The organism is Rhodanobacter sp. OR92 (assembly GCF_000427545.1).
In the GTDB taxonomy this organism is placed as follows: domain Bacteria; phylum Pseudomonadota; class Gammaproteobacteria; order Xanthomonadales; family Rhodanobacteraceae; genus Rhodanobacter; species Rhodanobacter denitrificans.
On the sequence record NZ_KE386557.1, the window covers coordinates 206325 to 222698 of the forward strand.

General features: G+C 66.0%; 11 protein-coding genes. 6 read left to right on the forward strand and 5 right to left on the reverse strand.

Features of this window, described 5'->3' with window-relative positions; genetic code table 11:
- Positions 1 to 76: 76 nt before the first annotated feature.
- Entirely contained in the window at positions 77 to 1099 is a 1023-nt protein-coding gene (locus RHOOR92_RS0115230) for a PHB depolymerase family esterase (protein ID WP_015447461.1), read from the reverse strand.
- A 165-nt stretch (positions 1100 to 1264) separates the two neighbouring features.
- Positions 1265 to 3487, reverse strand: a complete 2223-nt coding sequence (locus RHOOR92_RS0115235) for a TonB-dependent receptor (RefSeq protein ID WP_015447460.1) — start codon at positions 3485 to 3487, stop codon at positions 1265 to 1267.
- 201 nt (positions 3488 to 3688) lie between these two features.
- Here RHOOR92_RS0115235 and RHOOR92_RS0115240 point away from each other — a divergent pair, with 201 nt between their 5' ends.
- Both RHOOR92_RS0115240 and typA read left to right on the forward strand, forming a co-directional pair.
- Complete coding sequence (locus RHOOR92_RS0115240) at positions 3689 to 5086, forward strand: GntP family permease (RefSeq protein ID WP_027490648.1); 1398 nt, start codon at positions 3689 to 3691, stop codon at positions 5084 to 5086.
- A 149-nt stretch (positions 5087 to 5235) separates the two neighbouring features.
- On the forward strand, positions 5236 to 7062 hold the full coding sequence (gene typA / locus RHOOR92_RS0115245; RefSeq protein ID WP_007509915.1) for a translational GTPase TypA: 1827 nt from the start codon (positions 5236 to 5238) through the stop codon (positions 7060 to 7062).
- A gap of 55 nt (positions 7063 to 7117) precedes the next feature.
- On the opposite strand, the gene RHOOR92_RS0115250 is transcribed toward typA, so the two are convergent.
- Complete coding sequence (locus tag RHOOR92_RS0115250) at positions 7118 to 8068, reverse strand: LysR family transcriptional regulator (RefSeq protein ID WP_007509918.1); 951 nt, start codon at positions 8066 to 8068, stop codon at positions 7118 to 7120.
- A gap of 262 nt (positions 8069 to 8330) precedes the next feature.
- Between RHOOR92_RS0115250 and acnA the strand changes: the two genes are divergently transcribed.
- Positions 8331 to 11072, forward strand: coding sequence for an aconitate hydratase AcnA (gene acnA / locus RHOOR92_RS0115255; RefSeq protein WP_015447457.1), 2742 nt, complete (start codon positions 8331 to 8333; stop codon positions 11070 to 11072).
- 74 nt (positions 11073 to 11146) lie between these two features.
- Here the strand turns inward: acnA and RHOOR92_RS0115260 are convergent, their stop codons facing one another.
- Positions 11147 to 11593: a hypothetical protein gene (locus tag RHOOR92_RS0115260; protein ID WP_015447456.1), complete on the reverse strand. Its 447-nt coding sequence runs from the start codon at positions 11591 to 11593 to the stop codon at positions 11147 to 11149.
- Between the two features lie 142 nt (positions 11594 to 11735).
- On the opposite strand from RHOOR92_RS0115260, the gene RHOOR92_RS0115265 reads away from it, so the two are divergent.
- Complete coding sequence (locus tag RHOOR92_RS0115265; RefSeq protein ID WP_007509924.1) at positions 11736 to 13421, forward strand: long-chain-fatty-acid--CoA ligase; 1686 nt, start codon at positions 11736 to 11738, stop codon at positions 13419 to 13421.
- Between the two features lie 69 nt (positions 13422 to 13490).
- Here RHOOR92_RS0115265 and RHOOR92_RS0115270 read toward each other — a convergent pair whose 3' ends face one another.
- Positions 13491 to 13859 (reverse strand): PilZ domain-containing protein, encoded by a 369-nt coding sequence (locus RHOOR92_RS0115270; RefSeq protein ID WP_007509926.1) that lies wholly within the window; start codon positions 13857 to 13859, stop codon positions 13491 to 13493.
- A gap of 900 nt (positions 13860 to 14759) precedes the next feature.
- Between RHOOR92_RS0115270 and RHOOR92_RS0115275 the strand changes: the two genes are divergently transcribed.
- A complete protein-coding gene (locus RHOOR92_RS0115275; RefSeq protein ID WP_027484001.1) occupies positions 14760 to 15692 on the forward strand; it encodes a ScpA family protein in 933 nt (310 codons plus the stop codon).
- Positions 15693 to 15742: 50 nt separating this feature from the next.
- Positions 15743 to 16374, forward strand: a 632-nt coding sequence (scpB, locus tag RHOOR92_RS18850) for an SMC-Scp complex subunit ScpB (RefSeq protein WP_037115558.1), incomplete at its 3' end; no start/stop codon positions are given.

Consider the following 16374-nt stretch of genomic DNA (forward strand, 5'->3'; position numbering starts at 1 on the left):
CTGCACGAAGCAACAGCATCGCGCACAAGGTACGCTCCTACAGTGGTGCAAGCGACGGGGTGATCGCACGAGGCCATCAATGCCCCGCCGGCAACCCCAGCGCGCGCACCGCGTTCACCACCCAGCGCAACTGCACGCCGTGGCGGCTGTCGTAGTCGGCTCCGGAATATCCCCACCAGTCCCAGCATGCTTGCGGATTCAAGGGCGCGAGACTTGCGCGGGTCTGAGGATATAGCACCGCTACGTCGTAGACGTCGGCCCAGCGGTTGAAGCCGGCATCCTCGACGAAGGCCTTGCCCACCGCGTCGGCGTTCTGCCTGCAGCCGTGGAACGCGACCATCACGCCACACGGCTTGCCGGCCAAGCAATCCAGCGGCAGGTAGACGTAGCCGGTGACGGCCAGGAAGGCATCGGCGCCGTCGGGGCGCAGCGCATCCTGGTCGAACGTACGCAGCTCGCCCTGTGCCGTGGTCGCCGCATGCGCCGGCTTGCCGAACATCTGGGCGAAGATTTCACCGGCCGCGTCGAAGCCGCAATGGCCGAGATACGGCGCGACCGACTTGTCGCAGTCGTCGCCGCTGCCAGCCACCGGCAGGTTGTGAGCGAAGGCGCGCTGGTCGTCGTCGTGCACCTGCATGCCCTTCAATCCCGGCATGCCGTCGCGCAGCTGCCGGTAGAACTGCGCGCCCGCCTCGGCTACCGCCGGCGCCACCAGCGCGTCGTCCTTGCCGTGCAGCAGGTAGACGCGGGCGTGCGCCAGGTTCTTCAGCGCGCCGATCTCGCCGCTGGCGGAGCGCCTGCCGGCACTGGCCACCAGCGCGCCGACATCCGGCGCAGGCACCCCCTTCATGCAACTGCCCAGTGCCGCGTCCAGCTTGCCGCCGGCGCAGCCGAACGGACCGCCGGCCACGATGGCCGCGTTGGGGAACAGCTCCGGGTACACCAGCTGCACCTGTGCGGCCATGTACGCACCGGAGGAAAGGCCGACCACGGCGGTGCGCGAAGCGTCGATCTTCAAGGCGGGCAGCGGCAACGCGTCGCCCGCGCGGGCCAGCGGCGCAACCAGCAGCAGGGCCAACAGGCCGAAAGTCTTGCGCATGCTTTTTCTCCGTTGGCGGACCGGCAGGTGTCCAGCGGGCTCATGGAGCCGCACGGACGCGGCCGGAACCGCGATGTCATCCGCCACGGCTCGTGCCGGCAGTGGAAAAAAACGCCCCGCGGGAGCCGGCTGGCGCTCGCGCGGGGATGGGGAGAAACGACTGCGTCAGAACCGGTACTTCGCGGTCAGCGTGACCATCCGCGGGGCACCGTAGAAGCCGGTGTAGATGCCCAGCGCGCCGACGTTGTAGCCGGTGGTGCGGTAGGACTTGTTGGCCAGGTTGCTGCCCTGCAGGCTGAGCGACCAGGGCTGGTTGATCTGCCAGATCACGCCGGCGTTCCACAGGCCGTACGCGGGCTGGGCGATCAGCGGCGACAGCGTGGTTTCCGGATACACCATGGACTGGTAGGTGTAGTTCACCCGCGCGCTGACGCTGCCGCCGCCGGCCAGCGGCGTGGTGTTCTCCAGCGACAGGCCGCCGGACCACTTCGGCGCGTTGGTGAACTTCTGCTGGTCGGCGACGTTGACGCCGCGGGTCATGTACTCGGTGTACTTGGTATGCAGGTAGGCGACGTTGCCGCGCAGGGTCCAGTTCTCGGCCGGCTTCCAGGCAAACTCCTCCTCCAGGCCGTCGATGTGACCCTTGCCGGCGTTGGTGAAGTCGCCGAAGAAACCCTGGCTGCCGTTGGGCAGCGTGTAGGAGCTGAATACCGACAGCTGGATGTTGGTGTAGAGGTTGTGGAACAGCGCCGTGTTCATCATCAGCGCGCCGTCGAGGAAGGTCATCTTGCTGCCCAGCTCGAACGACTGCACCTTTTCGTCATCGATCGGGCGGCACGAACTGGGCACCGCCACGCAGTTCGCGCGGATGTTGTAGCCGCCGGAGTGGAAGCCCTCCGAGTAGCTGGCGTAGAGCTTCACCTGGTCGTTCGCGCTCCAGTCCAGCGAGACCTTCGGCGAGACGTTGCTGGTCGCGTGCGAGCCGCTGAAGTCGGCCAGGGTGCTGGTGCGCGTGGTGAACGTGGCGTCCGAGAAGCCGAAGTTCTGGATCAGCGCGGTCTTGGTCTCGTGGGTGTAGCGCAGGCCCACGTCCAGGCTCCAGCTGGGATTGATGTCCCAGGTAAAGTCGCCGTAGCCCGCATAGCTCTTGGTGCCCATGCGCCCGCCGGTGCTGCCGTACTGCGACAGGTGCAACGTGGAGTACGGCGGCGAGCCGAGGAAGATGTTGTGGATCTCGCCGTCGGCGCGGCCGTCGAAGTAGTACGCGCCGAACACGCCGTGCAGGCTGCCGCCGGCATCGTAGTTGGCCTGGAATTCCTGGCTGAACTGATGATCCTTGTAGACCGCGTTCACGTCGGCGATTTTCTCCGGCAACGTGTCGAAATCGATGTTGGTATCGGTCGAGGAGCCGCGCACGGCAGTCACGGATTTCAGCGACCAGTTCGGGCTGGCGATCCAGTTCATCGTCAGCGCGCTGCCGTAGAGCTTGGTGTGGTTGAGCTGGGCGAAGCCGCTGCGGGTGTCGAAATCGCTCGACAGCAGCGGGTAGGCCGGGTCGAGCTTGTTCACCGTGAGCATCTTGGCGCCGCGCGGATTGGAGTTGTCGCGCACGCCGTCGACCGACAGCTGCATGTTGAACTGGCTGGACGGGAAGAAGCCGATCGTGGCGCGCGCGGCATTGGTGTTCTTGTTGCCGTTGCGGCTGCCGGTGAGGATGTCCTCGCCGAAACCGTCGTTGTGCCCGCTGGCGTAGGCGATACGTCCACGCCACACCTGGTCCGCGCTGGCGCCGCCGAAACTGGCCTTGACGTCCTTCTCGCCGTGGGTGCCCACGGTGGCTTCCACCGAGCCTTCGGTCTTCACCGGCAGCGGGTTGGAGACGTACTTGATCGCACCGCCGATGGTGTTCTTGCCGTACAGCGTGCCCTGCGGGCCGCGCAGCACCTCGATGCGGCTGACGTCGAACACGTCCAGCACCGCGCCCTGCGGACGCGCCAGGTAGACGTCGTCCAGATAGATGCCCACGCCCGGGTCGAAGCCCCAGGTCGGGTCGGCCTGGCCGACGCCGCGGATGTAGGCGGTGAGCGTGGTGTTGGAACCGCGGGCGGCATAGATCTGCAGCGAGGGCACCTTGCCCTGCAGGTCGGCCAGGTTCTGCACGTTCTGCGTTTCCAGCGCCTGCGCGGTGAAGGCACTGACCGCGATCGGCACGTCCTGCAGGGTTTCCTCGCGCTTGCGCGCGGTGACCGTGATCTGGTCGAGCTGCTTGACGCTGGTGGTCTTCACCGCCTTGCCGCCGGTGTCGGCGGCCTGCTGCGCATACAACGGTGCCGCGGACAGCAGTCCGGTGGCCAGGCCGATCGCCAGACTCAGATACGTGCGCTTCATGGTTTCCCCTTCCCCTTTCCCGTGGTGTGACCGGCAGTGGACGCGGCCATCTGCAATGGATGCTACGGGGCGAGCTTAGATAGCCATCGAGGGAGCCGGCACTTGTACCTTCGTACAGTGCCGGCGGTACCCGACGTTGCGGATACTCGGCCCCATGTCCCGACCACGCTCGCGGACCCGGCTCACTTGGGGGATTCACGGATGGCGTTTCTGATCGTGCTGGCTGCGCTGTGCTTCCTGATGTTCGCGGCCTATCGCGGCTACAGCGTCATCCTGTTCGCGCCGATCGCCGCGCTGGGCGCGGTGCTGCTGACCGACCCGGCGCTGGTGGCGCCGATGTTCACCGGCCTGTTCATGGACAGGATGGTCGGCTTCCTCAAGCTGTACTTCCCGGTGTTCATGCTGGGCGCGGTGTTCGGCAAGCTGATCGAACTGTCGGGTTTTTCCAAATCGCTCGTGGCGGCCACCATCGGCCTGGTCGGGCGCAGCCGGGCGATTTTGTCGATCGTGCTGGTGTGTGCGCTGCTGACCTACGGCGGCGTGTCGCTGTTCGTGGTGGTGTTCGCGGTATACCCGTTCGCCGCCGAGCTCTTTCGCCAGTCCGACATCCCCAAGCGGCTGATCCCCGGCACCATCGCGCTGGGCGCGTTCACCTTCACCATGGATTCGCTGCCGGGCACGCCGCAGATCCAGAACATCATCCCCACCTCGTTCTTCGGCACCAACACCTGGGCGGCGCCGTGGCTGGGCACGATCGGCGCGGCGTTCATCCTGGCCGCGGGCCTGAGCTACCTGGACTGGCGCCGGCGCCGGGCCGCCGCGGCCGGCGAAGGCTACGGCGACAACCTGGTCAACGAGCCGGCCCCGTTCGAGGGCGGCCGGCTGGCGCACCCGCTGGTCGCGCTGCTGCCGCTGGTGCTGGTGGGCGTGTGCAACAAGCTGTTCACCGGGCTGATCCCGCGCCTCTACGGCGAAACGCAATCGTTCCTGCCCAGCGTGGTCGGCAGCGCGAAGCCGGTGGTGCAGGAGGTGTCCAAGGTCGCTGCGATCTGGGCGGTCGAGGGTGCGCTGCTGGTCGGCATCCTGTGCGTGCTGGCGTTCGCCTGGCGCGCGGTGACCGCGCACCTCGCGGCGGGCAGCCAGGCCGCGGTCGGCGGCGCGCTGCTGGCCTCGATGAACACGGCCTCCGAATACGGCTTCGGCGCGGTGATCGCCGCCCTACCCGGCTTCAAGTTGGTGGCCGACGCGCTGCACACGATCCCGAACCCGCTGGTCAACGAGGCGGTCACCGTCACCGCGTTGGCCGGCATCACCGGCTCGGCCTCCGGCGGCATGAGCATCGCGCTGGGCGCGATGGCGGAGACCTTCATCGCCAATGCGCACGCCGCCGGCATCCCGATGGAAGTGCTGCACCGGGTGGCCGCGATGGCCTCCGGCGGCATGGACACGCTGCCGCACAACGGCGCGGTGATCACCCTGCTGGCGGTGACCGGGCTGACCCACCGGCAGTCCTACAAGGACATCTTCGCCATCACCGTGGTCAAGACCCTGGCGGTGCTGGTGGTGATCGCGGCGTACCATTTCCTCGGCGTGGTATAGGCGCACCGACGGCGCCCACGGATCGCGGGCGACAGGCTGGATGAACGGATCGAAGAAATGACGGGCAAGTTGTCACACAAGTCCGTATAATCGGTCAATTCGCCCTTCAAAACCTGCGTGACGGCCATCGAGCCGCCCGAGTCGATCCCATGTCCATCGAAAAACTGCGCAACATCGCCATCGTCGCCCACGTCGACCACGGCAAGACCACCCTCGTCGATTGCCTGCTCAAGCAGTCCGGTACGCTCAGCGAGCGCACCGTGCTGGCCGAGCGCGTGATGGACTCGAACGACCAGGAAAAGGAACGCGGCATCACCATCCTGGCCAAGAACACCGCCATCACCTGGCAGGGCAACCGCATCAACATCGTCGACACCCCGGGACACGCCGACTTCGGCGGCGAGGTGGAGCGCGTGCTGTCGATGGTCGACTCGGTGCTGATCCTGGTCGACGCGATGGACGGCCCGATGCCGCAGACCCGTTTCGTGACGCAGAAGGCGTTCGCGATGGGCTTCAAGCCGATCGTGGTGATCAACAAGGTCGACCGCCCGGGCGCACGGCCCGAATGGGTCGTGGAGCAGGTATGGGACCTGTTCGACCGCCTGGGCGCCACGCCGGAACAGATGGACTTCCCGATCGTCTATGCCTCGGCGCTGAACGGTTACGCCAGCCTCGACGACAGTGTGCGCGAAGGCGACATGACCCCGCTGTACGAGGCGATCATGCGGCACGTCAGCAAGCCTGACGTGGACCCGGACGGCCCGTTCCAGATGCGCATCAGCCAGCTGGACTACAACAACTTCGTGGGCGTGATCGGCATCGGCCGCATCCAGCGTGGCACGCTGAAGAAGAACATGCCGGTGGCGGTGATCGACCGCCACGGCAAGAAGCGCCAGGGCAAGGTGCTGCAGGTGCTGGGCTTCATGGGCTTGGAGCGCATCGAGCAGGAAACCGCCGAGGCCGGCGACATCGTCGCCATCTCGGGTATCGCCGACCTGACCATCTCCGACACGATCTGCGCGCTGGACACGCCCGAGGCGCTGCCTGCGCTGACCGTCGACGAGCCGACGATCAGCATGACCTTTCAGGTGAACAATTCGCCGTTCGCCGGCAACAAGGATCTTTCCGGCGGCAAATTCCTCACCAGCCGCCAGCTGAAGGATCGCCTGGAGCGCGAGCAGGTGCACAACGTGGCGCTGAAGGTCGAGCAGGGTTCGGACGCCGACAAGTTCCTGGTCTCCGGCCGTGGCGAGCTGCACCTGTCGGTGCTGATCGAGAACATGCGTCGCGAGGGCTACGAGCTCGCCGTATCGCGCCCGGAAGTGATCATCAAGGAAATCGACGGCCAGAAGATGGAGCCGATCGAGCAGTTGGTGGTCGACGTCGAGGAGACCCACCAGGGTCCGGTGATGGAGCGCCTGGGCATGCGCAAGGGCCAGCTCAAGAACATGGAGCCCGACGGCAAGGGCCGCGTCCGCCTGGAGTACATGATCCCGGCGCGCGGCCTGATCGGCTTCCAGAACCAGTTCAAGACCCTCACCCAGGGCTCGGGCCTGCTGTTCCACGTGTTCGACCACTACGGTCCGAAGGAAGAAGGCCAGATCGCCAAGCGCCTCAATGGCGTGATGATCGCCAACGCCGGCGGCACCACCCCCGCGTATTCGCTGGGGCCGCTGCAGGATCGCGGCAAGCTGTTCGCCGCCGAGGGCGACAACGTGTATGAAGGCCAGCTGGTCGGCATCCACGCCAAGGACAACGACCTCACCGTCAACGTGATCAAGCCCAAGCCGCTGACCAACATGCGCGCCTCGGGCAAGGACGATGCGATCCAGCTGACCCCGGCGATCAAGTTCACGCTGGAACAGGCGCTGGACTTCATCGACGACGACGAGCTGGTCGAGGTCACTCCGAAGGAAATCCGCCTGCGCAAGAAGCACCTCACCGAGAACGACCGCAAGCGCGCCTCGCGCGGCTGAGCGGCTCCTCCCGTGATGGAGCGCAAGAAGGCCGCCGCAAGGCGGCCTTCTGCGGTCAGGCCGGCGCAACCCTCGCCTTCGCGCTCGCCACGCGCAACCCCTGCCGCTGCCGCGCCAGCCTGCGCAGCAATTCGGCGAAGGCCTGCAGGTCGTCGCGCCAGGGCGAAGCGTCGCGCCAGTACAACGCGATCTCGCGGCCGCTCGCCTGCCCCTTGAGTTTTGCCAGCGCGATGTTCGGCATCGAGGCCAGCCGCTCGTGCGCCAGCGCCGGCACCAGCGCGTAGCCGCCGCGCAGGCTGACCAGGGCGGCCAGGCTTTCCAGGCTGACGTCCTGCACATGGCCGTGTTCGCTGCCGTCGCCCGCAAGGCCGTCGGCATGGCTTTCGGCCATCAGCGTGGCCTCGGCCGGATCGAGCTGACCCAGCGCGATGCTGTCCCGGCCGGCCAGCGGATGGTCGGCGCGCAGCATCAGCTCCCACGGCTCGAAGAACAACGGGCGCGCGGCGATCCCGCTGGTCGCCGCGGCCGGCGGCGCCAGCACTGCGTCGAGTTCGCCTTCGTGCAGGCGGCGCAACAGCCCGCGCGGCTTGCCCTCGGAAATGCCCAGCCAGGCGCCCGGAAAATGCTGCGAAAACGGCGCGATCAGGTGCGGCAGCAGGTACGGCCCCAGCGAAGCGGGCACGCCGAGGCGCAACTCGCCGCCGAACGCGACCTCGCCGGCGCGGGCGACCTGCTGCAGGTGCTCGGCAGCGGCCAGCACCGCGTCGATCTGCAGCAGCAGCCGCTGGCCGCCAGCGGTCGGCACGATCCTGCGGCCACCGCGCTCGAACAGCGGCGCACCCAGCGCCTGCTCCACCTTCTGCACCTGGTGCGACAGCCCGGACGGACTGATATGCATCGCCCGCGCCGCGCTGTTGAAACTGCCGTGGCGATGCACCGCCTGCACCAGCGCGAGGTCGCGCAGCGAAACAGCGGCCAGGCCCGTCGAAATCATCGAATGCTGCATGTCATCAAAGGCGTTTGCATGGACTGGTCATCGGATCCACTCTGTGCGGCGAAGTCGCCGTGAAGGTGGGCGCAGTGTACCCGCCAGCACCACCCATCAGACGCCCGCCAGCCATGCACGCCGCCTTCACGGTGGCGTGCCGGTTCGCGGCCGCATGGAGTTTGCGCGATAATTATGCTTTTGCCGGGATGGCGAACCCCACGCCCCCCAGGCACCGTCGTCGAGTCATCCCAGCCGCAGGATCCAGCCAGGAGCACCTCCCATGAAAGACACCTTTTCCGTACGCGACACCCTCGAGGTCAACGGCAAGAAGTACGCCTTTGCCAGCCTGACCAAGCTGGGCCAGCGCTTCGACCTGAAGCGACTGCCGTACTCGATGAAGATCCTGCTGGAAAACCTGCTGCGCCACGAAGACGGCGTCGATGTGACGGCGAAGGAAATCGAAGCCGTTGCCACATGGGATTCGAAAAAGGAGCCGGATACCGAAATCGCCTTCATGCCGGCGCGCGTACTGCTGCAGGATTTCACCGGTGTACCGTGTGTAGTCGACCTGGCCGCGATGCGCGATGCCATGAAGATGCTCGGCGGCGACCCCACCCTGATCAACCCGTTGTCACCCGCGGAACTGGTCATCGACCATTCGGTGCAGGTGGACGTGTTCGGCAGCGAAGACGCACTCGAGCGTAACGTCGAGATGGAATTCAAGCGCAACCAGGCTCGCTACAGCTTCCTGCGCTGGGGCCAGAAAGCGCTGACTGATTTCAAGGTGGTGCCACCGCGCACCGGCATCGTGCACCAGGTCAACCTGGAGTACCTGGCCCGCGTGGTGATGGGCACCGAGATCGAGGGCCAGCTGTGGGCGTACCCCGATACGCTGTTCGGCACCGACTCGCACACCACCATGGTCAACGGCCTGGGCGTGCTCGGCTGGGGCGTGGGTGGCATCGAGGCGGAGGCGGCGATGCTGGGCCAGCCTTCCTCGATGCTGATTCCGCAAGTGGTCGGCCTGAAGCTGCTCGGCCAGTTGCCCGAAGGCGCCACCGCCACCGACCTGGTGTTGACAGTGACGGAACTGCTGCGCAGGCAGGGTGTGGTCGGCAAGTTCGTCGAGTTCTTCGGCCCGGGCCTCAAGCACCTGGCGCTGGCCGATCGCGCCACCCTTGGCAACATGGCACCGGAATACGGCGCCACCTGCGCGATCTGCCCGATTGATGTCGAGTCGCTGAAGTACTTGCGGCTGTCCGGTCGCAGCGAGGAGCAGGTAGCGCTGGTCGAGGCCTATGCCAAGGTGCAAGGTTTGTGGCACGACGAAAACAGCGCGCCGGCCGAGTTCAGTGTCACGCTCGAACTGGACCTGGCCAGCGTCAAGCCCTCGATGGCCGGCCCCAAGCGCCCGCAGGATCACGTACTGCTGACCAACGTCAAGCAGAACTTCAACGACAACCTCGGCGCCACCATCGTCCGCCGCAACGGTGCCGAGGCGCGCTTCGCCAACGAAGGCGGCGCCACCGCCGTGGGGCATGACGCAAGCGCGCGGACGCATCGCCAGCGCGTCGTGCGCAACGGCCAGGAGTTCCACGTCGACGATGGTGCCGTGGTCATTGCCGCAATCACCTCGTGCACCAATACCTCCAACCCGGCGGTGATGCTGGCTGCCGGCCTGCTGGCCAAGAAAGCCGCCGCCAAGGGCCTGAAGACCAAGCCGTGGGTGAAAACCTCGCTGGCACCGGGCTCCAAGGTGGTCACCGACTACCTGGAAAAGACCGGCCTGCTCACCGAACTGGACAAGCTCGGCTTCTACCTGGTCGGCTACGGCTGCACCACCTGCATCGGCAACTCCGGCCCGCTGCCGGAAGAAGTCAGCAAGGCGATCAGCGACGGCGACCTCACCGTGGGCGCCGTGCTGTCAGGCAACCGCAACTTCGAAGGCCGCGTCCACGCCGAAGTGAAGATGAACTACCTGGCCTCGCCACCGCTGGTGGTGGCCTACGCCCTGGCCGGTTCGCTGGACGTCGACCTGACCACCGAGCCGCTCGGACAGGGCACGGATGGCAAGAACGTCTATCTGAAAGACGTCTGGCCCTCCAACAAGGAAATCAGCGACCTGATGGCGGGTGCCGTGACCTCGGACATGTTCAAGAAGAACTATGCCGACGTGTTCAAGGGCGACGAGCGCTGGAGCTCCATCGCCTCACCCGATGGCGATTTGTACGCGTGGGACAGGGATTCCACCTACATCAAGAACCCGCCCTACTTCGACGGCATGACCATGGCACTGACCCCGGTCGAGGACATCCACGCCGCGCGCTGCCTGGGCCTGTTCGGCGACTCGATCACCACCGACCACATCTCGCCGGCCGGCGCGATCAAGAAGGATTCCCCGGCCGGGCGCTTCCTGATCTCGCGCGGCGTGCAGCCGATCGACTTCAATTCCTACGGCTCGCGCCGCGGCAACGACGACGTGATGGTGCGCGGTACGTTCGCCAACATCCGCATCAAGAACCAGCTGCTGGATGGCGTGGAAGGCGGCTTCACCCGCCACATCCCCAGCGGCGAGCAGATGTCGATCTACGACGCGGCGATGAAGTACAAGGAAGAAAAGACCCCACTGGTGGTCATCGCCGGCAAGGAATACGGCACCGGCTCCTCGCGTGACTGGGCCGCCAAGGGCACCCTGCTGCTGGGCATCAAGGCGGTGATCGCCGAGAGCTTCGAGCGCATCCACCGCTCCAACCTGGTCGGCATGGGCGTGCTGCCGTGCACGTTCAAGGATGGCGAGAATGCAAAATCGCTGGGCCTGACCGGCAACGAGACGTTCGACCTCACCGGCCTCGACAACGGCAACTCGAGGAACGCCACCGTCACCGCCACGGCAGCCGACGGCAGCAGGAAGCAGTTCAGCGTGAACGTGATGCTGCTGACCCCGAAGGAGCGCGAATTCTTCCGTCACGGCGGCATCCTGCAGTACGTGCTGCGTCAGCTGGCCGGCAAGAAGGCCGCCTGAATTTCGGCCTGACTCCTGCAACGAAAACCGCCCCGGACTCCGGGGCGGTTTTCCATGAGTGCTCCGATGGACCGTTACAGCGAATGCTTCCAACTGGCCATATAGCAGCGCCATTCGCCATCTTCCTTGCGCCACGCCGATTCGACCTGGTACAGGCCCAATTGATCGGGCAACAGGCGACCGCCGCTGGTCAGCGTGACCGTGAAGGTCGCCACCATCCGCTCGCCACGAGGTTCGATCGATACCGGTCCCATGCTCACGCCGACGTGCTCGCCGCGCAGCGCCAGCAGCCTGATCATACCGGTCAGTCCGCGCCGATCCAGTTGCCCCGCATTGCCGTCGAAGTCCTCGCTCAAGCGGGCACCGACGTCGCCGGCCGAACCCGCTTCGGCCGCCTGTGCTGCCGACGCGATCGCCGCGCGCACCTGCGCTTCGTCCGGCGTGCGCCGGCACGCCGGCAACCCCAGCACGAGGCATGCGAGAACAATCGGCAAAAAGACGGTTTTCCCCGGTGTCATCATCGACGCAACTCGTTGCGGTGCGGCTTGCCGCTGTACGCGGGCGTATGCTCCAATCAACCGGCGCAGGATCCATGATGGTGCCAATACCCATCCGATTCCATCATCCGTCCCATCGCCATCGACAAAACAGGGAACCCAAAGCATGAGCAACGAACGTCCGTGGCTGGAGAACTATCCAGCCGGCGTGCCGGAACAGATCGACGTCAGTCAATATGCTTCGGTACCGGCGGTGCTGGAAGAAGCGTTCACCCGCTTCCGCGACCGCCCGGCGTTCGCCAGCTTCGGCCGCCAGCTCAGCTACGGCCAGATCGACGAGATGAGCCGCCAGTTCGCCGGTTACCTCACCGGCGTGCTCAAGCTCGGCAAGGGCGATCGCATCGCGCTCATGATGCCGAACGTGCTGCAGTATCCGATCGCCCTGTTCGGCGCGCTGCGCGCCGGCCTGGTGGTGGTCAACACCAACCCGATGTACACCGCGCGCGAACTGAAGCACCAGCTGGAAGATTCGGGTGCCAGAGCGATCGTGGTACTGGACAACTTCGCCGCCACCTTGCAGCACGTCGTGGCCGAAACCCACGTGCAGCACGTCATCACCACCGGCATCGGCGACCTGCTCGGCTTCCCCAAGGGCGCGCTGATCAACTTCGTGCTGAAGCACGTGAAGAAGATGGTGCCTGCGTTCGATCTGCCGCAGGCCGTGCGCTTCCGCGACGCGCTCGCGCGCGGCGCGGCGCATCCGCTGCAACCGGTGACGCTGGGCCACGACGACATCGCCTTCCTGCAATACACCGGCGGCACCACCGGCGTGGCCAAGGGCGCCATGCTGACCCACGGCAACATGGTGGCGAACATGCTGCAGGCTGCCGCCTGGATCGGCACCGAGCTGGTCACGCCCGGCGAGGAAGTGATCATCACCGCGCTGCCGCTGTATCACATCTTCTCGCTGACCGCGAACGGCCTGGTCTTCATGCGCCTGGGCGGACTCAACTGGCTGATCACCAACCCGCGCGACATGCCCGGCTTCGTCAAGGAACTGCGCAAGTCCGGCTTCACCGCGCTGACCGGCGTCAACACGCTGTTCAACGGCCTGCTCAACACGCCCGGTTTTTCCGAACTGGATTTCTCGAAGCTGCACCTGACCCTGGGCGGCGGCATGGCGGTGCAGCGCGCCGTGGCCGAACGCTGGAAGAAGGTCACCGGCTGCACCCTGGCCGAGGCCTACGGCCTGACCGAAACCTCGCCCGCGGTCTGCATCAATCCGCTGGACCTCAAGGAATACAACGGCTCGATCGGCCTGCCGGTACCGTCCACCAATGTGGCGATCTGGTCGGAGGACGGCAAGCCGCTGCCGGTCGGCGAGGTCGGCGAACTGATGGTGCACGGACCGCAGGTGATGAAGGGCTACTGGAACCGCCCGGACGAGACCGCCAAGGTGCTCGGCGCCGATGGCTGGCTGCACACCGGCGACATCGCGAAGATGGATGTGAACGGATACTTCTACATCGTCGACCGCAAGAAGGACATGATCCTGGTGTCCGGCTTCAACGTGTATCCGAACGAGGTCGAGGACGCCGTGATGGCGCACCCCGGCGTGCTCGAGGTGGCCGCGGTCGGCGTGCCGGACGAGCATTCCGGCGAGGTGGTGAAGCTGTTCGTGGTGCGCAAGGACCCGAACCTCACCGAAGAAGCCCTCAAGCAGTTCTGCCGCGAGAACCTCACCGGCTACAAACGGCCCAAGCTGATCGAGTTCCGCGACAGCCTGCCGAAGAGCAACGTGGGCAAGATCCTGCGCCGCGAGCTGCGCGACGAGAAAAAAGCCCAGGCCTGAGTTTTTCAGGCCTGGGCAAACGAGAACGCCCGCACGTGCGGGCGTTTTTCGTGCAGCGGTCGCGCCGGCTCAGCCGTCCTTCCAGTACTCCAGGATGTCGGCGTAACCACCCAGCAGGTTCCACAGCGGCACCTGCTTGTCCTCGGGAATGCGGCTGTACGAAAAACCGATATGGTGATCGGAGATACGCGCCACCACCGCCTCGAGGTGGATGTGCAGGTTGTTGCCGAAGATCATGTCGAGCACCCAGTTCTGCCCCACATGGCCCGACCAGCCCAGCGGGCGGCGCAGCAGCGCGCCGGTGGCCGAGATATCGACCAGCTCGGTCGGACGCGACTCGCCGTTGCTGCTCATCAGCACCGTCGTCTCGATTTGCATGCGCGCCGGACGCAACTGCTCCGGTCCGCCGCCATCCTGTCCGTTCTTATCGATCGCCATCAGTTCCACCGCCTGTTTGTACTTGCACCCATCGAGGGGGCTGCGTCCGACATCGCCCTGAAACCTTTCTGTCGCACCCTTCGCCGGCGGGGCGCTGCGCCTTGCCTGGCCGGGTTGCTCAGCCGTTATCCAAGCAATCACCATGCCACGCCAGGTGCAACGTTCCGTCGGACGCCGATCCGGCACCGGCCGCATCCCGCATGGCCCTGCCACGATCCACACTGCCCAACCCCGTCGTGTCGTCGCCGCGCCATCGTGGCGCAGGCGCGGCCCGCCAGGCATCGCCGAACGTCGCGCTGACGCGGAGCCTGACCCAATTCGACGCATTAGGTCACATGCCGCCCCAGCCACGCTCTCCGACACGCCGGTTTCGCACGATGCCATCCGTCTATTGTGCCTGCCGGGAGCACCGCTGCAAAACCGGCCCATGCCCGCGGCCGGCGCATGCCGGGCAACTGCATCGGCCGGCACGTGCTGGACTTGGCGCCAGTCAACCGCTACTCTTGCCCCACGCGTGGCTCCATGGAAATGTTTGCCGAGCACTTCCGGCTCCCTTGGCATCCGTGCGATTGCTCTCGAACCGACCAGTGAACAGCCGGTGGCGTCGTTTCCCGCCTTCCCTGGCTTGGCGTCCCTGTCGTGGCTGACAACCCGCAGTCGACGTGCGACGTTCACTGACGACCCGCCTGACCGAACCACCATCGAGTGGCTTCGTCATGCCCGTCGTGACGAAGGCGTCCGCCGCGCCTCGACCGAACAAGTGTGAAGGACGCATTACCCCGGAATGCCGCTTCACCGCGTGTTCCGAACACGGACATCCAATGCCGCGGGGGCATGGGGATGAATCCGATCATGTTGAACGCACTGCAGCCGCTGAAGACGGCCCCATGACATGCATTGATGAGCACTGAGCCCGTCGAGCCACAGAGCCCGGTCACCGCACCGCAGGACGCGTTTGCGCCGGTACCTCAACAACAGGAAATGCCGCTGGCCATCGTGCATGGCCAGCCCCTGCTGCAGATGCCGCAAGACCTGTACATCCCGCCGGACGCGCTCGAGGTCATCCTGGAGGCGTTCGAGGGACCGCTGGACCTGCTGCTGTACCTGATCCGCCGGCAGAACCTGGACATCCTGGACATCCCGGTCGCCGAGATCACCCGGCAGTACATGACCTACATCGAGCTGATGCGGGACGTGATGCGGCTGGAACTGGCCGCCGAATACCTGCTGATGGCCGCGATCCTGGCCGAGATCAAGTCGCGGCTGCTGCTGCCGCGGCCGCCGGCCGAGGAAGGCCTGGAAGAAGACCCCCGTGCCGAACTGGTACGGCGCTTGCAGGAGTACGAACGCTTCAAGCGCGCGGCCGAGGACATCGAGGCGATGCCCCGGCTGGAGCGCGACACCACGGTGGTGCACGCCGACGTGGGCGAACGCAACGTGATCAGGTTGCCGCCGCCGCTGGAGCTGACCGAGCTGCTGCTGGCCCTGAAGGACGTGATGCACCGGGCCGAACTGTTCGGGCATCACGCGATCAGGCGCGAGACGCTCAGCGTGCGCCAGCGCATGGGCGAATTGCTGAGCCGGCTCGACGACAGCAGCTTCCACCGCTTCGAGAGCCTGTTCGACGTCAGCGAGGGACGGCTCGGCATCGTGGTGACGTTCCTGGCGATGCTGGAGCTGGCCAAGGAAATGCTGGTCGAGATCGTCCAGGAAGAACCACTGGCGCCGATATACGTGAAGGCGAAGGTGAGCCACGCCGAAGAACCCGCCGACGCACCGGCGGACGACGCACAGGCGGGCGAATCGGCGCTGATCGAATCGTCCGGCGAATGAGCGACATCCACTGAGCGGTACCGATCCAACCGGCATCCGAACCCAAGGTCATGCAGATCGAGCAACTCAAACCCATCGTCGAGGCCGCCCTGCTGGCCTCCACCCAGCCGATGACCGTGCAGCAGCTGGGCGAGCTGTTCAACGAGGCCGACGAGGTCGGCCGCGAACAGGTCGCCAAGGCACTCGAGGCACTGGCCGAAGACTGCGCCGGCCGCGGCATCGAGCTGAAGGAAGTGGCCTCCGGCTTCCGCTACCAGGTGCGCCAGGACGTGCATCCGTGGATCTCGCGGATGTGGACCGAGCGGCCCAGCCGCTATTCGCGCGCACTGCTGGAAACGCTGGCGCTGATCGCCTACCGCCAGCCGATCACCCGCCCCGAGATCGAGCAGATCCGCGGCGTGGTGGTGTCCTCCAACATCATCAAGACGATGGAGGAGCGCGAGTGGATCCGCGTGGTCGGCTACCGCGACGTGCCCGGCAAGCCGGCGCTGTTCGGCACCACCCGCGCCTTCCTCGACTACTTCAACCTGAAATCGCTGGACCAGTTGCCGCCGCTGTCGGAAATCCGCGACCTGGAAGACCCGCAACTGCGCTTCGAGCCCGAGCCCCTGCCCGCCCGCGTCGTGCGCGACCTGCCGATCGACCCGGACGAGGAACTCCTGCACGAGCACGATGCCGTCGA